This is a genomic window from Companilactobacillus hulinensis, from assembly GCF_003946555.1.
GTDB classification, from domain to species: domain Bacteria; phylum Bacillota; class Bacilli; order Lactobacillales; family Lactobacillaceae; genus Companilactobacillus; species Companilactobacillus hulinensis.
The window spans coordinates 18,656-42,101 of the sequence record NZ_RHOO01000023.1 but is presented as its reverse complement, the minus strand read 5'-3'; the positions used below and the strand labels follow the sequence as shown (position 1 = coordinate 42,101).

General features: G+C 38.9%; 25 protein-coding genes. All 25 read left to right on the top strand.

The genetic code is table 11. The features are described 5' to 3' along the window. The first annotated feature begins 280 nt into the window (after nt 1–280). The 25 genes from EKM66_RS10385 to EKM66_RS10265 all read left to right on the top strand — a co-directional run bounded on the left by EKM66_RS10385 (nt 281) and on the right by EKM66_RS10265 (nt 23,343). Entirely contained in the window at nt 281–469 is a 189-nt protein-coding gene (locus tag EKM66_RS10385) for a hypothetical protein (protein ID WP_125764330.1), read from the top strand. A 22-nt stretch (nt 470–491) separates the two neighbouring features. After that, nucleotides 492–698: a hypothetical protein gene (locus EKM66_RS10380; RefSeq protein ID WP_125764328.1), complete on the top strand. Its 207-nt coding sequence runs from the start codon at nt 492–494 to the stop codon at nt 696–698. 97 nt (nt 699–795) lie between these two features. Next, complete coding sequence (locus EKM66_RS10375) at nt 796–1,854, top strand: EpsG family protein (protein ID WP_125764326.1); 1,059 nt, start codon at nt 796–798, stop codon at nt 1,852–1,854. Between the two features lie 182 nt (nt 1,855–2,036). Continuing rightward, on the top strand, nt 2,037–2,819 hold the full coding sequence (locus EKM66_RS10370) for a YveK family protein (protein ID WP_225426595.1): 783 nt from the start codon (nt 2,037–2,039) through the stop codon (nt 2,817–2,819). Beyond that, a complete protein-coding gene (locus tag EKM66_RS10365) occupies nt 2,816–3,538 on the top strand; it encodes a CpsD/CapB family tyrosine-protein kinase (RefSeq protein ID WP_125764324.1) in 723 nt (240 codons plus the stop codon). The genes EKM66_RS10370 and EKM66_RS10365 overlap by 4 nt, the downstream gene beginning before the upstream one ends. A gap of 48 nt (nt 3,539–3,586) precedes the next feature. Continuing rightward, nucleotides 3,587–4,240, top strand: a complete 654-nt coding sequence (locus EKM66_RS10360) for a sugar transferase (protein ID WP_125764322.1) — start codon at nt 3,587–3,589, stop codon at nt 4,238–4,240. Between the two features lie 12 nt (nt 4,241–4,252). Further along, on the top strand, nt 4,253–5,341 hold the full coding sequence (locus tag EKM66_RS10355) for a glycosyltransferase (RefSeq protein WP_125764320.1): 1,089 nt from the start codon (nt 4,253–4,255) through the stop codon (nt 5,339–5,341). Then, entirely contained in the window at nt 5,338–6,408 is a 1,071-nt protein-coding gene (locus EKM66_RS10350; protein ID WP_125764318.1) for a glycosyltransferase, read from the top strand. The genes EKM66_RS10355 and EKM66_RS10350 overlap by 4 nt, the downstream gene beginning before the upstream one ends. Before the next feature lie 4 nt (nt 6,409–6,412). Beyond that, complete coding sequence (locus EKM66_RS10345; RefSeq protein ID WP_125764316.1) at nt 6,413–7,414, top strand: glycosyltransferase family 2 protein; 1,002 nt, start codon at nt 6,413–6,415, stop codon at nt 7,412–7,414. A 12-nt stretch (nt 7,415–7,426) separates the two neighbouring features. Further along, complete coding sequence (locus EKM66_RS10340) at nt 7,427–8,323, top strand: glycosyltransferase family 2 protein (protein ID WP_125764315.1); 897 nt, start codon at nt 7,427–7,429, stop codon at nt 8,321–8,323. Between the two features lie 14 nt (nt 8,324–8,337). Beyond that, nucleotides 8,338–9,285, top strand: a complete 948-nt coding sequence (locus EKM66_RS10335) for a capsular polysaccharide synthesis protein (protein WP_125764313.1) — start codon at nt 8,338–8,340, stop codon at nt 9,283–9,285. A gap of 30 nt (nt 9,286–9,315) precedes the next feature. After that, the gene (gene glf / locus EKM66_RS10330) at nt 9,316–10,434 is read left to right on the top strand and encodes a UDP-galactopyranose mutase (RefSeq protein ID WP_125764311.1); all 1,119 of its coding nucleotides are present in this window, start codon (nt 9,316–9,318) and stop codon (nt 10,432–10,434) included. Next, the gene (locus tag EKM66_RS10325) at nt 10,435–11,862 is read left to right on the top strand and encodes an oligosaccharide flippase family protein (protein WP_125764309.1); all 1,428 of its coding nucleotides are present in this window, start codon (nt 10,435–10,437) and stop codon (nt 11,860–11,862) included. 2 nt (nt 11,863–11,864) lie between these two features. Then, nucleotides 11,865–12,821: an LCP family protein gene (locus tag EKM66_RS10320; RefSeq protein ID WP_125764307.1), complete on the top strand. Its 957-nt coding sequence runs from the start codon at nt 11,865–11,867 to the stop codon at nt 12,819–12,821. 30 nt (nt 12,822–12,851) lie between these two features. Then, a complete protein-coding gene (locus tag EKM66_RS10315; protein WP_125764305.1) occupies nt 12,852–13,928 on the top strand; it encodes an acyltransferase family protein in 1,077 nt (358 codons plus the stop codon). A 349-nt stretch (nt 13,929–14,277) separates the two neighbouring features. After that, nucleotides 14,278–15,207: a hypothetical protein gene (locus EKM66_RS10310; RefSeq protein WP_125764303.1), complete on the top strand. Its 930-nt coding sequence runs from the start codon at nt 14,278–14,280 to the stop codon at nt 15,205–15,207. Next, nucleotides 15,204–15,398, top strand: coding sequence for a hypothetical protein (locus tag EKM66_RS10305; RefSeq protein ID WP_125764301.1), 195 nt, complete (start codon nt 15,204–15,206; stop codon nt 15,396–15,398). The genes EKM66_RS10310 and EKM66_RS10305 overlap by 4 nt, the downstream gene beginning before the upstream one ends. Nucleotides 15,399–15,524: 126 nt before the next feature. Then, complete coding sequence (locus EKM66_RS10300; RefSeq protein ID WP_125764299.1) at nt 15,525–16,244, top strand: GntR family transcriptional regulator; 720 nt, start codon at nt 15,525–15,527, stop codon at nt 16,242–16,244. A 492-nt stretch (nt 16,245–16,736) separates the two neighbouring features. Beyond that, nucleotides 16,737–17,453 (top strand): GntR family transcriptional regulator, encoded by a 717-nt coding sequence (locus tag EKM66_RS10295; protein WP_125764297.1) that lies wholly within the window; start codon nt 16,737–16,739, stop codon nt 17,451–17,453. 37 nt (nt 17,454–17,490) lie between these two features. Continuing rightward, entirely contained in the window at nt 17,491–17,979 is a 489-nt protein-coding gene (locus EKM66_RS10290; RefSeq protein ID WP_125764295.1) for a PTS sugar transporter subunit IIB, read from the top strand. A gap of 22 nt (nt 17,980–18,001) precedes the next feature. Next, a complete protein-coding gene (locus tag EKM66_RS10285; RefSeq protein ID WP_125764293.1) occupies nt 18,002–18,928 on the top strand; it encodes a PTS mannose/fructose/sorbose/N-acetylgalactosamine transporter subunit IIC in 927 nt (308 codons plus the stop codon). Then, the gene (locus tag EKM66_RS10280; RefSeq protein WP_164505126.1) at nt 18,912–19,730 is read left to right on the top strand and encodes a PTS system mannose/fructose/sorbose family transporter subunit IID; all 819 of its coding nucleotides are present in this window, start codon (nt 18,912–18,914) and stop codon (nt 19,728–19,730) included. The genes EKM66_RS10285 and EKM66_RS10280 overlap by 17 nt, the downstream gene beginning before the upstream one ends. Nucleotides 19,731–19,745: 15 nt before the next feature. Further along, nucleotides 19,746–20,168 carry a PTS sugar transporter subunit IIA gene (locus tag EKM66_RS10275; RefSeq protein WP_125764289.1) on the top strand — a complete coding sequence of 141 codons (423 nt, stop codon included), beginning with the start codon at nt 19,746–19,748 and terminating at the stop codon, nt 20,166–20,168. Next, nucleotides 20,155–22,146 (top strand): hypothetical protein, encoded by a 1,992-nt coding sequence (locus tag EKM66_RS10270; protein ID WP_125764287.1) that lies wholly within the window; start codon nt 20,155–20,157, stop codon nt 22,144–22,146. The genes EKM66_RS10275 and EKM66_RS10270 overlap by 14 nt, the downstream gene beginning before the upstream one ends. Nucleotides 22,147–22,173: 27 nt before the next feature. Further along, the gene (locus tag EKM66_RS10265; protein ID WP_125764285.1) at nt 22,174–23,343 is read left to right on the top strand and encodes an SIS domain-containing protein; all 1,170 of its coding nucleotides are present in this window, start codon (nt 22,174–22,176) and stop codon (nt 23,341–23,343) included. Nucleotides 23,344–23,446 lie beyond the last annotated feature (103 nt).

The following is a 23,446-nucleotide window of genomic DNA, read 5'->3' as shown; positions in this document are numbered from 1 at the left end:
TGGCACCACGGTGATACTGTGTTAAAGTAGATATGCTCATAGTAAATGTCTTCTTTCATGGTCTGTTTAGTCACTACCATTGTAAAACATTTACTATGGGTATTTTTTTTTGATTAGGTGTTCGGATTAATTTTACAATTCACGTATTAATAAAAGTAGTTTAAAAATCAAAGAATTGGATTATCATCCTCGTGAAAGACAGATTAATGTTTTAGATAATAATTTATTGAATTTTGACAATTTAGTAATAAACAAAGTATAATTCGTATGAGGTGAAACTATGGATAAATATATGAGAAAACAAATGTTAGCCGCCGCAAAAAAGTTAGGTATAAGAACATCACCAACGCCACCCGGAATGACTCCAGCATTCATATCACCTGATGGTAAGGAACGATATGAGATTGAGGGAAGATTAATAGATACATCTTATTATTATGGGCCATGGCAAAAATCAAAATCTAAATAATAAAAGAAAGTGTCCTTTGCTAATGAATTTAACAGCAGAAGAAATAATAGCCGCAGCAAAGAAAGCCGGAATAAAGGCAAGCGTTGCTCCAGAGGGTAAGAATGCGGCTTTTGTATCAGAAGATGGGACTATGAGGCATGAGATGAAAGGATATTTCTTTGATACATCTTCTTACTATGGTCCATGGAAAGATCCCAGAAATAGAACAGCAGATGATCCAAATCACTAAGTGTTAGCCCAATCAGGGCTTTTTTAATGCACAAAAATAGATATGTTTAAACAAATGAGTTATTCTTACTCACAAAGATAATTGTGGGGTAAGAACAATGATTTTTTACTCGGTTAATTTAGCAATTTTTATAGTTTATAGTTTATTCACTAATACATATTACAAGGATCATCGGGCGTACTTCTGGCTGATATTCATCCATCTGACGTTGTTATTAGGGTTAAGATCCAGTACGGTCGGAACGGATACGCCACAATATGTTGATTTTTATTTGGAACAGAATTCTGGTTTCAATGGTAATGGCACACTGGTTTATTCTGCCGTCAGTAATCTAGTCAATCATTTAACGAACGGTGATTATCATTCTTTCCTATTTGTATTGTCGATAGCAACGGTGTTTTTTATCTTGAAGTCGATTGAGATTTTTAACAACAACGAGGATTTGATGTTTTTGAGTATTTACATCTATCTGACATTTTACTTTTACTTCGAGAGCTTCAATATTCAGCGTCAGATGTTGGCAGTATCGATGGTTATGTTTGCGATGGCTTTGTTGACACGCAAGCAATATGTTTGGTCGATCGTGGTATTTATTCTAGCAATTGGGGTTCACAGTACGGCAATTTTTGCGATTGTTGGCTTCTTGATCTGGTTTATTCGTAAGGACAAAGTGACATTTGGAATTATTGTAACAATTGCAACTTTGTCTAACTTGTTCCTATCTAGTCTGCTTAATAATTTTTCGCAATGGTTCGATCATTATCAAATGTACACAGATGCAGTGTTGATCTCTGGTGGTGGAACTTTATTATTAGGAATCTTCCTATTAGTTATCGCAGTCGCAGCTATTCTTTGGACGGATATGCATGATGATAAAGTCGCAAGCTTTGTCATGTTTATGACGACAATTGGTGCGGTGCTGTACATTGTTGGTTCTAAGTCACAACTAATAATCAGAATGGCAGATTACTTCGCCATCTATTCGATAGTCTTCATCCCTCAAGCAATCCTCAAATTGTCAAAAAAAGTGGTTCATCAAAAGTATCTATATTTCACCTTGATTGCAGCAGTAATGTGCGTTGGTTTAGCAATCTTTTACTACAAGCTGAGCAACAATCTTGGCGAGATCATTCCATATACTCTTAACAGCATTTAGACATTAGTCTAAGTGCTTTTTTTGTGCTCATTTACATAAAAAATTATGAAAATAGACGAGTTGTAATTTCAGTTCTCTTTGCTATACCTCTGTCTGCAACATGAATTATTATGTGGCGTAACTACAAGATATAAGTGGAATTTAAAGTTTTGTAGTGAAAAAAAGTTTGTGGGAGGTAGCCTTTGAAATCACAAGAAATGACTAATACGACAAGCTTCATGGAAGTTATTGGTGTACTTCGCAAGCATATAAAATTAATAATAATTACAACGTTAGTTTCACTATTTGCAACAGGATTCGTTACCTTTCTAGTGATGACTCCTAAGTATGAATCAACGACAGAAATCCTCGTTAACCGAAAATTGTCAGCTGATTTACAAGCAGCTCAATTCCAACAGGTTCAAGCTGATGTTCAAATGATCAGTACTTATAAGGACATCATCACTAGTCCAACTGTTTTGAACAGCGTTAATAAAGAAATAAGCAGTTATCCTGGTTATCCGGGTTCTGAATCAGCACTAGCTAAGTCGATCTCAATCAGTAATCAGCAGAACTCACAAGTCTTCTCAGTCACGGCTAAGTCGACTGATCCAGCGACTGCGGCGGCAATTGCGAACAAGACGGCTGAAGTCTTCAAGCAGAAAGTTGGCAAGATCATGAGTGTCAACAATGTTTCCATCGTTTCAAGTGCCTCACAAGAACAGACACCGTATAGTCCAAGAAAATTATTGAACTTGTTAGTGGGAACGGTGATCGGTCTGATTATCGGAATTGGCTTGTCTTTGATACGTGAAGCTACTGATAAGACGGTCATCAGTGAAACATTCTTAACTGACGATATGGGTTGGGTCAACTTAGGCCAAATCGAAGAGATCAACTTCAAGACTTTTGAAAGTGACGCTACTTCACGGATTGCTTCAGCACATTTGGCTAGTGAAGCTATCGTCAAGGACCGGAGGGTATGAGCATGTGGAATAATAAGAAAAAACTCGATGATATTAGTCAAAAGCATGGTGTTAACTTGATTACTTATTCTAAGCCTCAAGACACTGTTTCCGAAGAATTTCGAACGGTCAGAACTAATATTCAGTTCACTGCGGTTGATAAGAAGCTCAAGTCTTTGGTCTTCACGTCTTCGGCTCCGTCAGAAGGCAAGTCAACTGTCAGCAATAATTTTGCAGTAACTTGTGCTAATCAAGGTTCCAGAGTTGTCTTGATCGATGCGGATCTTCGCAGGCCAACGATCCACAAGACGTTTGGCTTGAGCAATCAAATTGGTCTTTCTAGTTATTTATCTGGGGATGTCGAACTTGATGATATTATTCAGCCATCTTTGGTCAAGGACTTGTTTGTCATAACTAGTGGACCGATTCCACCTAATCCAGCTGAGTTGCTGGGAAGTGTCAGAACTAAGGAATTGTTGAAGAAACTTAATGAAAAATTTGATTTGTTGATTCTAGATTCGCCACCAGTCAACACGGTCACTGATACGCAAGTGTTAGCAACTGTTGTCGATGGGGTAGTGATGGTAGTTCCGCAAGGTATCGCTACTAAAGTTGGAGTTCAGCATGCAAAAGAAGCGCTCGACTTAGTTCACGCTCACATTATTGGAGCAATTATGAATCGAGTTACGAGTAAGAAGTCCGGCTACTATGGCGGTGAATATTACGGAGCATATAAGTAGGGGTATCAGGCCTTTTGAGTTAGTGGGAGATTCAAAGAGGTCTTGTATATGGAATATTGGAAAAGTTCAGTGGATGTTGTTTATCAACAGCATCGATATTTTTATAGAATTCTTAAGCGAAGTTTTGATGTATTCGCCAGTCTCTGTGGACTGATATTGTTATCGCCAATTTTCCTAATTGTGGCCTTAGCAATCAAGTTTGATGATCCTCATGGACCGGTATTCTATGAACAAATCAGGGTTGGCAAACTAGAGAAGCCATTTGAGATGTTCAAGTTCCGTTCAATGTGTGTCAATGCCGACAAGCAGCTCCAAAAGTTAGCCGGTAAGAATGAAGTAACAGGAGCAATGTTCAAGATCAAGCATGATCCGCGTGTTACTAGAGTTGGTCACTTCATCAGAAAGTACAGTCTAGATGAATTGCCACAGTTATTGAACGTGGTCATTGGCGAGATGAGCCTAGTTGGTCCACGTCCGCCTTTGCCTGATGAAGTTGCCAAGTATGACAGTTTTGATAAGCAACGTTTGGATGTAAAACCCGGATGTACTGGATTATGGCAGATCAGTGGTCGTAGCAATGTAGGATTCGACGAAATGGTTCATCTGGATCTGGAATATATTAACCGCTGCAGTTTTTTGTTCGACTTGTACGTCTTGATCCGAACAGTTGCATTATTTTTCAAGCCCAATGGGGCGTATTAATGGGGTGATGTTATGAAAGTCCTAGAAATTTGCGAGGCATACGGTGGCGGCGTTAAGCGTCAAGTTGATTACTTGAATGAGTTCGCCGATACCAAAGATGTCGAGATGATCACCTTGGTCAGTTCCAAGCGTGGTGCTGAAATTCCTAAGAAGTATCTGACTGACGATCGGTTGTCAGCATTTCCCAAGCATATGTTCAAATATTTGTCAGTCTTAAAGTGCCTGCATAAGTTGATCATCGATAAGAACATCCAACTGGTACATGCACACAGCACGATTGCTGGTATCACGATGGTTCTATATAAGATGCATTATCATGATTGTCCACCAATCGTCTTCACACCACATGCTTACTTCTCAGAAGTTGATCGTGGACATGTCAAAAATACGATTTTGAAGATAGCTGAGAAGTTCATGAGCCGCCATTTTGCAAAAGTTATACATGTTTCAGACGGTGAACAAGATTATGCATTAGCTAATAAGTTAGTCACACAAGGTCAGTCAGTCGTAATCAATAACGGAGTACCATTCCACGAATATGAGAAGGTACAACATCCCGCGACCAGCTTCGTAAATGTTGCTCGTTGTAGCTTTCAGAAGAACCCACAGTTATTCATCAAGATTGCCGCCAAGATCACTAAGGCGATGCCGAATAGTAACTTCACTTGGGTCGGAGATGGTCCGATGCTCAACGAATGTCGTGCCGAAGTGGTACGTCTAGGATTGAGTGCCAAAGTTCATTTTATCGGTTACCGCAACAATCCCTACAAATATCTGGAGTCGTCCGATGTCTTCTTTTCAACGTCACGTTATGAAGGTCAGCCGTTCTCAGTTCTTGAAGCTATTTCTGAGAAGATGCCGTTACTTATCACGGATGTTATCGGTCATAAGGAATTGGTCGACCACAACGGAATCCTTTTAACAGATGAAATTATTAATGATAGTGCGAAATTAACCACGGCGTTCACAACGGTGATTAATGATAAAACAGAATTCTCAGATGCCAGTTATCAATTGTATGAGAAGAAGTACAACGTGATGAATATGGTTGATGCCATCGAGGCCATTTACTTATCTGGTGTCAGTGGTGTAGCGGTATGAGGCATGTAGATGTTGTTTTACCGTACTTATTTCCACCCTACATTGGTGGGACTGAAACGGTGCTTCGTAAGTGGGATGCATACTTTGGTAGTCACAAGTTGGCAGATCTGAAAGTACGCTTTGTTCTACCGTTTGCCTATCACGGAAGTAACGTTTTCAACCATCGTGGCGATTATATCTTCGGTTGGCGATTATTTGATAACAAACTGATGCGAGTGTTCGGAGTAATCAATCTATTGGTCTACCTGATCTTCACTAAGGCTGATAATTTGGTTGTTTTATCACCGAATTACATCAGATTAAGTTATAGGATCAGGAAGATATTCCACAAGCATTATCGTATTACTGACTGGATTCATTTTTCACTTGATCAAAAGTTTGTAGATAATCAAGCAGACTTCAAATTAGCTGATTATCACTTAGCAATTTCAACTGGTATCAAGCAACAGTTATTGGATATGGGGATATCCGATAAAAAGATTCTGACAGTATTCAATCCAATTGAAGCGACAACAGAACAGATAGTCGATAGCAACCATCCCAAATATATCTATGTTGGCAGATTGGAGTATCGGGGTCAGAAGAATCTACAAGAACTGTTGCATGGCTTCTTCTTAGTAAGAAAAGAACTGCCAGAAGCACAACTAGAGTTCTGGGGCAGTGGTCCAGATATTTTGCGGTTGCACGAATTGGTGCATCAATTGCAACTAGATAGCTGCGTAAGCTTTCGTGGTTGGCACACTGATCCGTGGAGTGAGATCAGCGCCGCAACGGCGTTCGTTCTGACTTCAACCTATGAAGGATTGCCGATGTCGATATTGGAAGCAATGTCACATGGACTACCAGTTGTAGCGGCTAATGTTGCGACTGGTCCAATGGATGAAGTTACTTTTGAGAACGGATTGCTATATGAACCTGGGGATTTGGATGAGTTAAAGGACAAAATGATTGAGGTCTCTGTGAACCGCAAGAATTATCAAGGTTCAAGTATCAAAACTTCAATCAAACAATTTTATACTGAAAACTATTTTAAGAATTTGCTAAAGATTCTACAGGAAATGGGGTAAGCCCATGGATAAATTATTATCGATCGTTATACCAAGTTATAACGCTGAAAAGTTCTTGAGTAACGTGCTGGATAACTTGGTTCAGTGCGAGACATTGAAACGTCTAGATATCATTGTTGTTAATGACGGGTCAACCGATGCTACCGCTGATATTGCCGCTAAATATGTAGCGCAGTATCCTAATTCGATTCGTTTGATTACCCAAGAGAATGGTGGTCATGGTTCAACTATCAACACGGGAATCAAGTACGCAGTTGGTCGTTATTTCAAAGTTGTTGATGCTGATGATTGGTTGGATAGTGCTCATTTGGATCGATTCGTTTGTCTGTTAAAACGTGAGGATTCAGATTTGATCCTGACACCGTTTTGGGCATTCAATGACAAAACAAAGAAGAAACATCTCAAAGAAATCAAGCCAGGAAACATTAAGTGGCAACAAAAATATTACTTGAAAGAACAAGGAATCGACCCAGTTCCGTCAATGCATACGTACACTTTGCGCACGAAGCTATTGCAAGAAAATGACATCAATATCGACCGCCATGCTTATTACGTCGATATTGAATACATTCTCTATCCGATTCCTTATGTGAAGACATTCAAGTTCATTGATCTGCCACTATACAACTACCGTGTTAACCAGTCGGTTCAGTCGATCAGCTTGAGCAACATGATCAAGAATTCCAAGCAGCACAAGATGGTCGTTAGTCACGTGAACAGTTATATTTCTGAACATTTGGATGTCTTGAACGAGAATCAGCGTGAACTAATGGTCAATCGTCTCAGTCGAATGATCGCAACTCAGTTGAAGATCATCGCAATTGAACCTTTGCGGATGAAGACTAAGAGCGAGTTAATGTCGTTTTATCAACACGTTAAAGATGATTATTACTTCGAAGTTCGTGATATTAATCTACCAATGCGCATGTTGATCAAGTCACATTTTCTCCTGTTCCCCGCGATCCATTACTTGGCAATTTGGAAGATGGATCTGGTTCATTACTAGGAGGATAGGAAAATGTCAGTCACAGCATTGGTAGTTACATATAATCGATTGAATTTGTTAAAAGAATGTCTGCAAGCAATTGATAATCAATCTGTGCCAGTTGAGAAGATACTGATTATTGACAATCACAGTAGTGATGGCACTGCTGATTACTTGGATTCACTAGAAGATCTGCGTTATGTAGTTTGTCATATGAAAACAAATCTTGGTGGTTCTGGTGGATTCTTTGAAGGAATCAAGAACTTTATGGAGCATGAAAATAACGATTACCTCTGGTTGATGGATGACGATACGATTCCAGAGCCTGATACGTTGGATCAATTATTAAAAGCTGGTTCAACACTTGATAAGTTTGGTTTTTTAGCCAGCAATGTTCGTTGGACTGATAACAAGCCGGCGCTGATGAACATACCAGTCGTTGATCCACTGCGTTGGAATCAAAATGTTGGTCAAAATGAATTCTTGCCAGTTATCAAATCAGCATCATTCGTATCGTTATTGATACCAAGAGTGATGATCCAGCGAGTTGGATTGCCATATAAGGAGTTCTTCATCTGGGGGGATGATTCAGAATATACCTCCAGATTGAGTGCTCGTTGTACTTCATACTTCGTTCCAGAAAGCATCGTTATCCACAAGATGGCTGCCAATACTGGCGTCGATATCGTTACTGACGATAGCAATCGGATCGACCGCTATTTCTACTCATTTCGCAATCGCATGTTCCTAGCTCGTAAAGAGCATGGCAAGTTGCGATTGAAATCATACGCTGGGATGAGTTGGGAAGTAGTGCGAGTAGCTTGTGGACGTCATGTTGAACGGCGTTTTAAAAAGTTAAAGGTTATGACACACGGAATTGTTTCCGGACGCTTTTTTAATCCAGAGATTCGATATTTACACAGGAATTGAGCGAGGTGATATCGATGTCACAAGCCGTATTGAATACTTATTTGAAATATATTTATCGTTCCGAAAACTTATTAAAGCTAATAACACATGGCAAGAAGTCTATCTTACCGGGATTTGTTTACAATCCTTATCATCGAATGGTCGAACGAAATATTCAAAAGACGATTCAGGATGTACCGACGACGTTTTGGCACGATGAACTGATCAAAGTTGATCCAGTTCTGACTGACAAGATTATCTGGGTCATGTGGTGGCAGGTCAGGGATGTTCCACCATTCATCAAGCAAAATATTGCCTTGATGAGAGCAAGATTGAACAAGCGTGTGATTCTGCTCAATCAAGAGAACATCGCAGATTTCATTGATATTCCAGAACATATTCAAGCAAATTTCGATGCTGGAAAAATCAAATATACAACTTTTTCAGATTATATCCGTACAAAGATCCTCTTTGAATATGGTGGTGTCTGGCTCGACAGTACAATGTATGTCGCTGAAGACAACAATTTCTTGAATCAATTGAACTTTGTTGATCACGACTTGATAACTATCAAGGGAATTCCGGACTTCGGTAGTAAGTTTATCCCCAAAGGTCGCTGGGTCATTTATTGTTTGGGCGGACATTCTGGACAGATGATATTCAAGTTCGTCAATGATTGTCTGACATATTATTTGGAGAACAATCTTACTATTCCAGATTATTTCTTGACCGATTACATCTTTGACATTGCTTATAAGAATAACATTGGTGGTTTTAAGGAGAAACTGAACAAGGTTCCTTCTAATAATGTTAATTGTGAGCAGTTGTCACCGGTGATGAACCAGAAGTTTGACGAGAAGCTGCTGGAGAAGATCACTAAGAATACCAGTGTTTTCAAGCTATCCAATAAAGTAGCTTATCGGAGTCGTACGAAGCAGCAAGATAAGACTTTTTATAGTTATCTGTATGAGCAGCATGTTTGAATTGTGTATCGAGTGTGAATGAAGGTGAAGTTGATGAATTATTTGGTGGTTGGGTCAGGATTATTTGGTTCAGTATTCGCATATGAAGCGGCCAAGCGTGGTCATCATGTGACGGTGATCGAGAAGCGTGGACATGTTGGTGGGAATATTTATACGAAGGAAATCGAAGGTATTCAGGTTCATATGTATGGCGCACATATTTTTCATACACAATCAAAGGAGATCTGGGATTATGTCAATCAGTTCGCTGAGTTCAATAATTATGTCAATTCTCCGATTGCCAACTTTAATGGTGAAATCTATAATCTGCCATTCAATATGAATACCTTTAATAAGCTCTGGGGTGTGATAACTCCGGAGCAGGCAAAAGCAAAGATTGAAGAGCAAAAGTCAGAATTGAATCTGTCTGGTCCTCCCAAAAACTTGGAGGAACAGGCAGAATCACTAGTCGGGTTCGATGTCTATCAGAAGCTGATCAAGGGTTATACCGAGAAGCAGTGGGGTGAATCAGCGTTGAAGTTGCCGGCATTCATAATTCGTCGGCTTCCAGTTCGATTCACGTATGACAATAATTACTTCAATGACCGATATCAAGGTATACCAATGGGTGGTTATACCCAGATTATTGAACAATTATTGGCAAGTGATCTGATAGATGTCAAACTCAATGTCGACTTCTTCGATGGCAGGGATAGTTATTTGAATGATCCGAATACGAAGGTGATCTTCACAGGTATGATCGATCAGTTCTTCGATTATAAACTAGGTGATCTGTCATATCGCAGCCTTCGCTTCGAGACTGAAGTACGTGATGTGGACAATTTCCAAGGCAATGCGGTCGTTAATTACACTGATGCACAGACGCCGTATACCAGAATCATTGAACACAAGCATTTTGAATTTGGTAAAGGAAATAAGAACAAAACAGTGATAACACGTGAGTTTCCACAGGACTTTCATCGTGGGGATGAGCCGTATTATCCGGTTAATAATCAGCAGAACAAACAGCTTTATGCGCAATATGTAAACTTGGCTAGACAAACATGTCCCAATGTTTTATTCGGTGGTCGCTTGGGTTTGTATCGTTACTATAATATGGATCAAACCATCATGGCGGCACTAGAGTTGGTCAAACGAGAATTCGAATAGATGAAAGTCGTTAAGAATTATCTCTACAATGCTATCTACCAAGTGTTCATCTTGCTGGTTCCGCTGGTTACGACGCCGTATTTGGCAAGAGTATTAGGTCCGACCGGAGTTGGTATCAATTCCTATACCAATTCTGTGATTCAGTATTTCATCGTCTTCGGAAGCATTGGAGTCGACCTGTATGGCAATCGTCAGATTGCCTTCGTTAGGAGTGATCGACAGAAGCTGACACAAACATTCTATGAAATATTCTTCATGAGAATCATCACTATTGTGTTGGCATATCTAGCTTTTGGAGCATTTTTGTTCATCAGTGGTCAGTATCGCCTGTATTATTTGGCACAGTCAGTTTCTTTGATAGCCGCTGCCTTTGATATTTCCTGGTTCTTCATGGGAGTGGAGAACTTTTATGTGACAGTGATGAGAAACTTCGTGATCAAGATTTTGACATTGATCAGTATTTTCACCTTCGTTAAATCCTATCACGACCTCGGTATTTATATTTTGATATTGTCACTATCATTGTTGTTAGGTAATCTGACACTTTTCCCTAGTCTTAAGAAGTATCTAGTTAAGACTGACCTACATCATTTGAAAATTTGGAAACATCTGAAACCTTCAATGGTATTGTTCTTGCCACAGATTGCCATGCAGATATATGGCGTTCTCAACAAAACAATGCTTGGAGTTATGGTCTCGGTTGAAGCAACAGGTTATTTCGATCAATCAGACAAAATGGTCAAAATGGCACTGGCTATCGTTACGGCGACTGGTACAGTAATGCTTCCTCACGTTGCCAACGCGTTTGCGAGAGGTGAAGTTGAGAAAACAAGACATTATTTGTATCAGAGCTTTCAGTTTGTCAGTGCAATCGCTATTCCCATAACTTTTGGATTGATGGCAGTGACCGCCAAGTTCGTTACGTTATTCTTCACCAAACGATTCTTGCCGGTTATTCCGATTATGATTATTGAGTCGATCGTTATCGTATTAATTGCTTGGAGCAATGTCTTGGGAATTCAGTATTTGATTCCAACTAAACAGATGAAGTCATATACCATCTCGGTAGTTATCGGAGCTATCGTCAATATTATTTTTAATATCCCATTGATTATGAGATGGGGTGCCGTAGGAGCAACGATTGCGACCGTTTTGTCAGAGTTCTCAATTACGGCGTATCAACTATTTTCGATTAGGAAACAGATTGTATACCGCAAGTTGTTTTCCGATTGGTCGAAGTATCTGATTTCTGGATTATTGATGTTCGAGGTTGTCTTTGAACTAGATCGAATCTTGCCGGTAGCATGGAAAATGTTGATTCTTGAAGTAGTGATCGGCATGATTTTTTACACAGTACTTTTGATTATATTTAAAGCCAAGATCATTGACGAAGCTAAGTCGTTGATCGTCAGCAGAAAGAAGAAATAAGTATGAAACGTTATAACAGAAAGCACCTTTTGAGAAATGTTTTGTTATCCCTAGTCGCCGTATTATTGATCGGCGGTCTGGGTTTGGGCTTATCACGATACCGTGATGTCAAGAGTGCTGTGAATGGTTCTTTTGATCCGGTAGATGTGAGTGGAAGTCGTGATACCACTGCTTTATTGAAAGCTAAGAAGCCATTTTCAGTTTTATTGATGGGTACAGATACAACTGATTTTACCCGTTCATATGCTGGTAAGACTGATACCATGATGATCTTAACTATCGATCCTAAGAAGGAAGAGACTACTATTACCAGTGTTCCTCATGATCTAGCAGTTAAGATTCCAGGATACGACAAATCACCAGCTGAAATCAGCGAAGCCTTTGAACATGGACAAGCAAAGTCAAGTATTACAACTGTTCAAAAAACTTTGAATGTTCCCATTGATTACTATGCATTAGTTAATGTAACTGGCGTCTTGAATGTTATCGACAAAGTTGGTGGACTAGATATCACACCTACATCAAGCTTTACAAGTTATGGATATAGCTTCAAGAAAGGTGTCAAGACTCACATGGATGGAGCAAAAGCATTAGCTTATTCTAGAGAAACAAGTTCAACTGATGCTGGATATTATGCTCATGAATCTCGTCAAGGTGAAGTAATGGCAGCTGTTATGCACAAGTGCACAACTATTAAGGCTTTGATGAATCAAGACTTCATCAAGACATTATCAAGTGAAGTTCAAACAAACATGACCTTCAATGATTTAACAACTATCATCAAGAGCTACAAGCACTTCACAGAATATGTAAACACTACTCACATTGATGGCACAGACAAAACTATTGATGGACACAAGTATACAGTTGCATCAAAAGCTGAGTATCAACGTGTAACTGACTATATTCTTGACGGATTGAGCTTACCTTCCGCTAAGACTGGTGGCTTAGAGTTCTAGATTAAAGAGAGTGTCTTGAGAGTGTTAGATATGACAAAAAAACGAATTGACTGGATCGATGTGGCCCGCTGTATTGCCATTCTTTCAGTAGTCATTGGGCATACAATGGCTGGGCTGAATCGAAGTTATTTGTACAATTTGATTTATTTATATGACTTGCCAGTATTCTTCTTCTTAAGTGGTTACTTGTATCACCAAAAGGGTTACAAGAAGCTCTTGATGAATGATATTAAGTTCTTATTGATGCCGTACTTGGCAGTCAATGCAATCAAGCTTGTGATTCTGGCTATGTTGCAGCACCACATTGGAACTGGTATTTTTACGATCAATCTGCATAGTTTCCAGTCGTTGATGATTGCGACTCTGTATGGCGATGGCATGAATTATCGAAGTTTTCCAGCCGTCAATGCTATTTGGTTCTTGATGGCAATGTTCGTTGCTAATCAGTTGTTTAACTTAGTGATGAGAATAAATATTGGTGAGCGCACTTTGGCATTTCAAGGCTTTATTTCGTTGATATTGACTGGATTAGGATTTGGAATTGCTCATTTTGTCTCCTTGCCTTTATCGATCAATTCAGCCTTGATTGCTCAATTCCTTCTATATATGGGATATATCTTCCAGACTAAGAACTTGTTGTTGGAGATAAGTAAGTGGCAATATGTTTTCTTAGGTGTGGCAGCGTTATTAGTAGCAAGTTTTGGAACATTCTACATGGATGCCGCTACGGCGCCAAGTGAGTTGATGGCAATAGCTGGTTCACTTGCTGCCAGTCTGTGTGTTGTGAAAATTTCAATGATGATCACTAATTATCTGAATACGCACGGTTGGAAGAAGTTTGAACGGCTAATGTTATTTATTGGTGCACAGTCCCTGACAGTATTGTGCTTTCACTTGCTGGATCTTGATTGCTTGAGATTCTACACTGACATTATTCAAGGATTGTCAGGTAAAGTACCACGTGGTATACCAGTTCTAGTAGGGATGGTGTATCGGATAATATGGGCAGTCGGGATGACTTGGGGTGTTCGGTTCATTCCAGTGCTTCGTAGTTTCTTTATGCCACGTTCGTTTCCGATGTTTAAAAAACAGCTAAAGGTCTCTTAATTGAGGCTTTTAGCTGTTTTTTGTTGGGTGTTGCTGAAAGACTGTGAGCGATGGTCTGCTGTGGGACCGTCTTCAGCCTTGGTCTGAAGACTCGCTTTTGAACTCCGAAAAACCACGGATTTCAAAAGTCGTCCCGTGCTGTAAGAACGACGTTCCGCCGTTCAACACCACTTGCACTGCTGACCATCACTCACAGTCTTTCGGCGGATTTGTTATTGTATTTTCGAATTTTATAGTTAATTATTATGTTTGATTATTTGTTTTTTTGTATTCAACGGAAACCATTGATAGGGGAACGTATGTTTGATATAGTTCTTTTAACAAATAAATTTCCACAAAGGAATGCATTATGACCAACGACTATCAAGCAATAATTGGTGAGATGATCGAGCAGAAGCAAAATGAGACTTTGGAGGAAAAAAGAGATAATACACGCCATCGAAATATTCGTATGGCTGGTATTATTAATGATTATCTTCATAAGAAGTTTGATAAGTATGTTATTGTTACGGGCGGTTTGTCAGTTGAATACTACACGCAAGGGAATTACACGACACAGGATATCGATTTTGTAACACCGTCAGTTGATGATTTGAATGAAGCGTTACTAGATTTAGGATTTGAGTCTATCGGTAAATATTGGCAGTATGAGAAGTTAGAGATATTTGTGGAACTGGTATCTAATAATTCTTTTGATGGTAAATCGAAGACGCCAACTAAGTTTCAAACTGAAGATAGGTTAGAAGTTGAATTTACCGATGTGGCAGATATACTCTTAGATAGAATTCGTGGCATTGTTTACTGGAATACCAAAGAATATGAATATTGGTCATATCAATTACTCAAAGAACATCGATCATCCATTGAAGATGATTACATGTTTAGTAGACTTGAGGGAATTAGTGAAGTTGAAGAGTATGAATCGCTCGTTAAGTGGGTTGATCAGCCAGATGCAGTGTATTCGAAGGTTAAAACTTTTGAATGGTTATTAATGAACGATGAGGTTGAGTATATCTATAAACCAGTCAATGATACCTATATTTTTTATTTTCCAATTTCAGGTGAGTTAGAAGGTAAACTAGAGAGTAGTTTCTTTGGAATTCGAATTCTACAAAAAATTTATTTTCTCCTGTATAATACAGAGGAAGAAGAGTTTGAAGAGTCTAGTGAGGAAGCTGCACAATCAATATCAATGTACATTGAAGAATACAAAGGTATTGAAGGTATCCAAATTTTTGAAATAGTCTATAAATACCTTAAGGAGGCGCATTTAATATGAAAAAGATAAGTATGAAGGCATTGGAAAAAGTCGCTAGGGATGCTGAAATGAGAGATATTATCGAACCACTTAAAGCAGAGGCCGCAGAACGTTTCCCAAATCGCAAACCAAAACCACGTGCTCCTGAAGAAAAAGAAGCCTTGTTGAGATGGGAAAAGAAACGTAATGGATTCAAAATAGGCAATATATAGTAATTTAAGTTGGCATTCAGGTATGAATGCCTTTTTATATGCTCAAAAAAGCTTATTCAATTGATTAGTAACCGTTTTCAATGTAAAATTACGGAAGTGGTGTTTACCAGTTAACAGGGGGATTTTATGGATAAAAAAGAATCTTTGTCCCAGCACTTGATTGATACCTTGACGTATCAAATTCTAAATGAATTGCGACCTAATGACCGTTTGCCTTCAGAACGTGAACTTATGGCGCAATTCCATGTCAGCCGCACGACGGTTAGAAATGCTTTAGACAAACTAGAATTGTCAGGTTTAATAATCCGACGACATGGAAAAGGAACTTTTGTTACTAACAGATCAGAGAGTTTGACCAACTTGGCTGACTTATTCAGCTTTTCAAAAACAATGAGTATACTGGGTCGTACTCCAAGTGACAAGATAATCAAATTCAAAAGAATTTCAGCTGATGAAGAATTGATTCAGCGGCTGAAATTGAAGGATAACTTGAATGTATATGAAGTTGACCGAATTCGTTTGGCCGATAATAAACCAATGATGTTTGGCAAGAGCTTCCTACCTGCTGGTATTTTCACTAACCTGGATAGACAGACTTTGGAAGAACATTCAATGTATCAAACCTTTGAAAATGAATACGGTGTTCAAATAAAAGAAGCTGATGAGTCTTGCCGAGCCTCAATTCTCAATGAGAAGATAGCTAATTTGTTGTACGAAAAAGTTGGCGCACCTTGTTTGCGTCTGGAACGAACCACCTTGGATAAACAGGGTCGTGCGATTGAGTACACCATAAGTTGGGCACGGGCAGATGAGTTCAATTATCGGGTCAAGCATTTGTATAGATGATTTGCTTCCGGTTGTTAGAACTGTCACCTGCCGTTGGAACGGATTGAGCCGAAGAGCGGTCTCAATCCTTGAATTGAAGCTTTGCTTTGCGAATCTCCAATTGCATCCTGTGGCTTTCGCCACCTCCACGGCTGGTGACAGTTCTAACAACCTCCAGATATACGAGATTATATTATGAGTTTTAATTTAAACTATTTTGTGCTAGTGTGGTATTTCAATTGATGACCCAGTCAAAATAGAATCAATGAATTCACTATAATATAAGATTATCCAAACCAGTCGCAGGTAAAAAAAGAACGCATAAAAACCAAAAAAGCCAAAGTGGTATCTTCTTACAAAAAAGTACCACTTTTTTTTTGACCATAAATTTCGTTGATAACAGTGAATAATCGCGACAAACCAACAACCAAATGGTATACTCCACTTATTGTACAAGCACATGTAACCGTATACAATGGGCTTGTGGTTGATACCAGAAAGGGACCGAGTAAAATGAAAATCACTCTTCAAGAACAACTAATAAACTTATTAACCAACTATATTCAATCGATGCCAGCAAATGCGAAGCTGCCATCTGAACGCCAACTGGCCGATAAATATGAATTATCGAGGACAACAGTCCGGTCGGCTTTAAATGAACTCGAAGTTACTGGCTTGATTCGGCGTGTTCATGGTAAAGGCACGTTTGTAAATCGGATTGATCTGAACAGCGACTTGAATAGTAGTTATAGTTTTAATAAGCAAATGATGTCCATTGGCAAGAAACCACAGACGAAAATTCTTAGCTTTGATAGAAAGGAGGCCAATTCATATTTTTCGCACAAGCTGGATGTTGAAGTTGGCGACCAAATAATTAAGATCAAACGATTACGTTTGGCCGACGACATACCAGTGATGTTAGAAAGAACGTATCTACCAGCAAGTCATTTCAATCTGATGACTGAGGATTTACTTGAGGATAGATCACTATATGAAGTCTTTGCGACAGAATTCAATGAACCAGTATATTACGCCGATGAATATTTCTTGGCGGGAATTACCAGTAAACGAGATAGTGAGTATTTGGATCTTAAAGAAGGTACGCCTTGTTTGAATCTTAAACGTTCAACTTATAATTCTCACAATCAAGTGATCGAATATACATTAAGTGTTGCGAGAAGCGACCAATTCGCTTATCACATTCGTCACGATATTAGTAATAAATCTTAGAGAGTGATTTTTTATCACTGAATTTGGAGGAAAAAATATGTCAATTGTTGCAGTAAGAATAGATGAAAGATTAATTCATGGACAAGTAGCTAACTTATGGACAACTAAGTTACAAGCATCAAGAATCATGGTAGTTGATAACGATATTATAAAAAATGACATTCAAAAAACTGCCCTTAAATTAGCTAAACCAGCAGGGGTAAACCTAAGTATTTTAGGTGTTAAAAAATCCTCAGCCAATATTTTGGCCGGAAAATACGATTCACAAAAAGTATTTTTAGTTGTCAAAAGACCTTCGATCCTTGTAAGTATGATGGAAGAGGGAGTTAAATTTGACACAATCAATGTTGGTAACATGTCGCAAAAGGATACTACTCAACATTTGACACAATCAATCAACGTTACTGACGATGACTATACCGCATTCCATCAATTAATGGATGCCGGAGTTAATGTAACAGCACAGATGGTTCCTGGGGATAACGTTAAGAACTTTGCCGATATTCTCAAAGATTATAAGCATTAATAAAAATTAGGGGGAAAAAGATATGAGTTTTACAATTGTTCAAATATTACTTCTAACGGCATATTCAATGTATAACATCTATGATGAATTACAAATGAACTCATCATTGAGTCAGCCAGTTTGGGCCGGTATGATTGCTGGTTTGATCATGGGTGACATGAAGACAGGACTTGTTATTGGTGCTGCTCTTCAATTAACTGTTCTAGGTGTTGGTACTTTCGGTGGTGCTTCAAAGATCGATGCCAACTCAGGTACAGTTCTAGCTACAGCCTTTTCAATTGGTACAGGTATGAAAGCCGCAACAGCCATCGCTGCTATCGGTGTTCCAGTTGCTGCACTTCTAACATCATTTGATATTCTTGCTAGATTTGCTAACACATACTTCCAGCACAAAGTTGATAAGGATATTGAAAACTTCAACTATAAAGGTATTGAAAGACATGCAATCATGGGTGTATTACCATGGTGTCTATCACGTGGTATCCCTGTATTCCTAGCTTTGGCTCTAGGTCAAGGTGTTGTTAAGACAATGGTTACATATCTAAACGGAGACTTACAATGGTTGAACACAGGTCTACAAACGGCCGGTGCTACACTTCCAGCCGTTGGTTTCGCTATCTTGCTTCACTACTTACCAGTTAAGAAACACTTTGCTTACTTAATTCTTGGTTTCACAATTACAGCTTTATTATCGACATTATTTACAAGTGTTCAAACACTTGGCGCTGGTTTATCAGGTGCAAGCAAAGCCTTTACAGCTACATTCAACGCTCTTCCAATGTTAGCTATCGCCTTAATCGGTGGTGCACTAGCTATTCTTGAATATAAGAAGTCAATAACCAAGATCAACGCTGCTACAGCAGGTCCAGCAGCTAGTTCTGATGACGAAGATGAAGACGATGAAATTGAAGACGCTAACGGGGAGGTAGACGGTGATGAAGAAGAATAAAGAGTATGAATTAACAAAACAAGATTTTAAACAAATCAACAAACGTAGTATGTTCGGTTTCCAAATGGGCTGGAACTACGAAAGAATGCAAGGCTCAGGTTATCTTTATACAATCTTGCCACAACTTAGAAAAATCTATGGTGATGGTACTCCAGAACTAAAAGAAGCTATGAAGACACATAATCAATTCTTCAACACAAGTAACTTCTTTAACACAATCGTTACAGGTATTGATCTTGCCGTTGAAGGTAAGGAAGGTGTCGATTCACTAGATACTGTTGCTGGTATTAAGACAGGTCTTATGGGACCATTCGCTGCTATCGGTGATTCACTATTTGCCGCTTTAGTACCAACAATCATGGGTGCTATTGCTGCCACAATGGCTACTCAAGGTAATCCAACTGGATTATTCCTCTGGTTAGCAGTCAACATTGCTATCATGGTCTTCCGTTGGAAACAACTTCACTTTGCATATAAGACAGGTACAAAACTTGTTTCTGAAATGCAAGGTCAATTGAATGCTTTAACAGATGCTGCTACATTGCTTGGTGTATTTATCGTTGGTGCTTTGATCGCAACTATGATCAACATTCAAGTTCCACTTGTTGCTCACATGGGCCAAGTTCCATTGGTTGTTCAAACTAACATCGATATGATTCTTCCAAAGCTTGTTCCAGCCTGTGTCGTAGGTCTTGTTTACTGGTTACTAGGTAAGAAGGGTATGACATCTACAAAAGTTATCTTTATCGTTATTATTTTCGCCGTTCTATTATCAACAATTGGTTTACTAGGCAAAATCTAGGAGGATATTAAAATTATGGCATTAATCTTAATCAGTCATGGCAATATGGCTATTGAAACAAAGAAATCAGCAGAATTAATCATCGGAGAATTACCTAACACATCTGCATTTGGTCTTCAAAAGTCTGATGGTCCAGATACATTAAAAGCAAAAGTAGAAGCAGAAATTAAAAAATATTATGGTACAGAACCTGTCTATGTAATCGTTGATTTATTAGGCGGAACACCCGGTAACGTCGTAGTCAATTTGACTCAAGAATTCCCAGAAATGCATGTGGTCTCAGGCTTGAATCTTCCAATGGTAATTAATTATGCTAATCAAATGTTTGTTTCAAAAGATCTCGATATCGAAGCTTTGATGAAGGAGGCTAAGGACGGCATCGTTGATGTTAATGCTTTCTTAAGCCAAGATTCAGATGATGACGATGAAGAAGAATAGTCAATATCGTTACACGTTAAGATTAGCCATAGACAAAAGTATATATACTGATGAAAAGAAGCGAGACTTAATTGATTTCATTAAGAAATCGCATACGACCGACGTAGTCTTTTTCATCAATCAAGAGGAATTGTCAGATTCACATATTACCCTTGGAAAGGCAAAAGAGTTAGTTACGGAAATCGATGAGATCGCTCAACCCCTCAAAGAAATGGGCATTACCATCAGTTTGAATCCGTGGACAACTATGAACCATTCCGATCGTGGCTTAGGAATTAGACCGGAGCTAGATATCAAACCAATGGTCAGCTATGAAGGTGTTAAGAGTACATCGATGGCTTGTCCTGGATACATTGGTTGGATGGAATATATCAGCGATATCTATGCTGTTTATGCAAGTATCAAACCACACGAATTGTGGCTTGAAGATGATTTCAGACATTATAAGAATGCTCCATTCGAACTCGGATGTTTCTGCGAAGATCACATTAAGAAATACAATGATATTGCCGGTAGTGATCTATCTCGTGAGGAATTCGTCAAAGCAATGTTTACTGGCGGAGAGAACAAGTATCGTGATGCCTACTTAGAAGTTGCACGTGATGAAATTTTGCAGGCAGCACATATGATTGAGACAAAAGTACATGCAGTTTCGCCTGAGACTTCAATGGGATTGATGAGTTCGTGGCCAGCAATTCATGCACTAGAGAATAGAGATTGGCATAAGTTACTTGAAGTATTGAGCGGTGACAACACCCCTGCCGTTTCGAGACCGCATTTGCCAGCTTACAATGAAGCAAGCACGCTTCAATACGCAAGAGACTTTGAGAAGTACACTGTTGCCACAAGAACTCTGATTGGAGATAAACACAAAGTTTATCCGGAATTGGAAAACTATATGTATTCTCAGTATGCCAAATCAAATCGTTTCACACAGTTTCAACTAGAAACAAGCAGTTCAGTTAGAGCTGATGGTCTGTTGATGAACTTGTTCAGTATGATGGGCGTAGGGATCGACAAGACTTATAAGTACGATGAATTGCTTGATCAAAGCAAGAGGTTCGCAGATTATATGTATCAAAATGGGATCTCGATTGAAGAGCGAGATGGAATTATCATTCCAATGACGCAAAAAGTCGCCAAATACAAGATTGGCGACGGAACACTTCATGGAATAATGGCATCTCAAACTCAATGGATGGAGTTGTTAGCAATCTTCGGCTTTGCAACAAAACCAGTTGATTATACTGATCAAAAATTTGTGAATGAGACAGTTGCCTTGACTGGTAACTTCTTGAATACTTTGTCAAACGAACAAATCACTGAAATGATTCGCAATAACTTCGTATTACTTGATGGGGATGCATTGATAATCTTGAACAATAGACACCTATTGAACTTGATCAATGCTGACTCGATCGAAGTTATCCAACCTAGAACCGGTAAACAAGTTTATGAGCAATTCGACAACCTGTCACTTTCAGGTGTTACAGACTCGAGAATCACCCTTCAAACACACATAGGAGCATATGTAAAAGTTCATTACTTGTCAGATATGCCAACAGAGTCGAATGCTTATAATCGTTATGGTGAAAAGGTCGGACCAGCGACAGTTGCCAACGACAAGTTCTACATCATGCCTGTAACCGAGCATGAGAAGTATGGTTGGGAAGGCGAATATATCGACTTCCGTGAGAAAGATTTGAAGCGTTGTTTAGATGTTTCACACTTAGTAGACATGTATAACTGTAAAGGTATTTTCTGTGACCGGAAGATTATCATCAGCAATTGGTCTATGGATGAAACAGACGGCATCAGCTTCAAATTGAACAAACCAGTAAGCAAGTTGTCGATCACATATCGTGATGGCGCTGAGGTTAAGAATCAAATCATTGATGTAACAAAAGAAAAGAATATTTATCACGCTGATTTCCAAGTTCCAGGATTAGCCGTGGTGCATGTAGAGTGTTTGGAATAAATCAATTAGAGAAGGGAACCGATACCATTGTTTAGTAAAACTGATACAGAATTAGAAAAGATGGGTGCTCAAATTACAACCCGTGAAATCCAACAACAACCTGATTTGTGGAAAGAGGCTTATGAGAACTTCATAAGTAATCAAGATAAAGTCCAAAACTTTTTAGACGAAATAATTTCTAACTTCCCTGATAAGAAAATTCGTGTAATCTTCACAGGTGCAGGCACATCAGCTTATGTGGGAGATACATTAAGACCATATCTAAATAAAGTCGGCGATACTTCTCATTTTGATTTTGAAAGTATTCCAACAACAGATATTGTTTCAGATCCATTCGATAATCTTAGAAGTGAAGATCCTACTATCTTGGTTTCATTTGCTAGAAGTGGTAACTCTCCGGAGAGTGTTGCGACAGTTGAATTAGCTGAGAAGTTAGTTAAGAATCTTTACCAAATCACAATTACTTGTGCACCAGATGGTCACTTGGCTAAGAAAGCTGAGAACGAAGATGGCAATCTTTTGTTACTTCAACCAGCCGGCTCAAATGACAAGGGCTTCGCAATGACAGGAAGTTTCAGCTGCATGACTTTGACAGCTGCTTTGATTTTTGACACAAGTAAAGAAGACAAGAGCTCATGGATCAACGCCATCATTAAGATGGGTCAAGAGGTAGTTAACCGTGAAAGTGAGATTCAAGCTATCGTTGATCTTGATTACGACCGTATTGCTTATCTCGGTAGTGGTTCATTATCAGGACTTACACGTGAGGCACAATTGAAGGTGCTTGAACTGACAGCGGGACAACTAACAACTATCTTTGATTCTTCAATGGGATTCCGTCATGGTCCTAAGTCTTACGTTAATGATAAGACGATCGTCTTTGACTTCTTAAGCAATGACAAATATACACGTCAATATGATGTTGATATTTTGGAAGAAGTTAAAGGGGATGAGATCTGCAAGAAGGTTGTTGGTGTTGGTACTTCAGCAGACAATAACTTCTCGGGCGATAACTTCTTAATTGCATCAGGAATTCCTGATCTTCCAGAATTATATCAAGCATTGCCAGACGTTATGTTTGCTCAGACATTTGCACTACTAAGCTCGATCAAGGTAGGCAATACACCTGATACACCTTCCGCAACTGGAACTGTTAACCGTGTCGTTAAAGGTGTAACTATTCATGATTATGAATAATTAACACACATTGCATCTTCTCTCGAATTGAGAGAAGATGTTTTTGTTAGTAAAAGTTATTTTACGGTGGTATAGACCATGATTTATTGTTATAATGGAACTA

What these genes read in the sequence shown, in the direction of transcription:
- EKM66_RS10335 (WP_125764313.1), top strand. Translation starts at nt 8,338, where the DNA reads ATGTCACAAGCCGTATTGAATACTTATTTGAAATATATTTATCGTTCC.
- EKM66_RS10305 (WP_125764301.1), top strand. Translation starts at nt 15,204, where the DNA reads ATGAAAAAGATAAGTATGAAGGCATTGGAAAAAGTCGCTAGGGATGCT.
- EKM66_RS10380 (WP_125764328.1), top strand. Translation starts at nt 492, where the DNA reads ATGAATTTAACAGCAGAAGAAATAATAGCCGCAGCAAAGAAAGCCGGA.
- EKM66_RS10270 (WP_125764287.1), top strand. Translation starts at nt 20,155, where the DNA reads ATGAAGAAGAATAGTCAATATCGTTACACGTTAAGATTAGCCATAGAC.
- EKM66_RS10285 (WP_125764293.1), top strand. Translation starts at nt 18,002, where the DNA reads ATGAGTTTTACAATTGTTCAAATATTACTTCTAACGGCATATTCAATG.
- EKM66_RS10350 (WP_125764318.1), top strand. Translation starts at nt 5,338, where the DNA reads ATGAGGCATGTAGATGTTGTTTTACCGTACTTATTTCCACCCTACATT.
- EKM66_RS10300 (WP_125764299.1), top strand. Translation starts at nt 15,525, where the DNA reads ATGGATAAAAAAGAATCTTTGTCCCAGCACTTGATTGATACCTTGACG.
- EKM66_RS10320 (WP_125764307.1), top strand. Translation starts at nt 11,865, where the DNA reads ATGAAACGTTATAACAGAAAGCACCTTTTGAGAAATGTTTTGTTATCC.
- EKM66_RS10325 (WP_125764309.1), top strand. Translation starts at nt 10,435, where the DNA reads ATGAAAGTCGTTAAGAATTATCTCTACAATGCTATCTACCAAGTGTTC.
- EKM66_RS10365 (WP_125764324.1), top strand. Translation starts at nt 2,816, where the DNA reads ATGAGCATGTGGAATAATAAGAAAAAACTCGATGATATTAGTCAAAAG.
- EKM66_RS10375 (WP_125764326.1), top strand. Translation starts at nt 796, where the DNA reads ATGATTTTTTACTCGGTTAATTTAGCAATTTTTATAGTTTATAGTTTA.
- EKM66_RS10345 (WP_125764316.1), top strand. Translation starts at nt 6,413, where the DNA reads ATGGATAAATTATTATCGATCGTTATACCAAGTTATAACGCTGAAAAG.
- EKM66_RS10295 (WP_125764297.1), top strand. Translation starts at nt 16,737, where the DNA reads ATGAAAATCACTCTTCAAGAACAACTAATAAACTTATTAACCAACTAT.
- EKM66_RS10315 (WP_125764305.1), top strand. Translation starts at nt 12,852, where the DNA reads ATGACAAAAAAACGAATTGACTGGATCGATGTGGCCCGCTGTATTGCC.
- EKM66_RS10275 (WP_125764289.1), top strand. Translation starts at nt 19,746, where the DNA reads ATGGCATTAATCTTAATCAGTCATGGCAATATGGCTATTGAAACAAAG.
- EKM66_RS10385 (WP_125764330.1), top strand. Translation starts at nt 281, where the DNA reads ATGGATAAATATATGAGAAAACAAATGTTAGCCGCCGCAAAAAAGTTA.
- EKM66_RS10360 (WP_125764322.1), top strand. Translation starts at nt 3,587, where the DNA reads ATGGAATATTGGAAAAGTTCAGTGGATGTTGTTTATCAACAGCATCGA.
- EKM66_RS10290 (WP_125764295.1), top strand. Translation starts at nt 17,491, where the DNA reads ATGTCAATTGTTGCAGTAAGAATAGATGAAAGATTAATTCATGGACAA.
- EKM66_RS10310 (WP_125764303.1), top strand. Translation starts at nt 14,278, where the DNA reads ATGACCAACGACTATCAAGCAATAATTGGTGAGATGATCGAGCAGAAG.
- EKM66_RS10340 (WP_125764315.1), top strand. Translation starts at nt 7,427, where the DNA reads ATGTCAGTCACAGCATTGGTAGTTACATATAATCGATTGAATTTGTTA.
- EKM66_RS10355 (WP_125764320.1), top strand. Translation starts at nt 4,253, where the DNA reads ATGAAAGTCCTAGAAATTTGCGAGGCATACGGTGGCGGCGTTAAGCGT.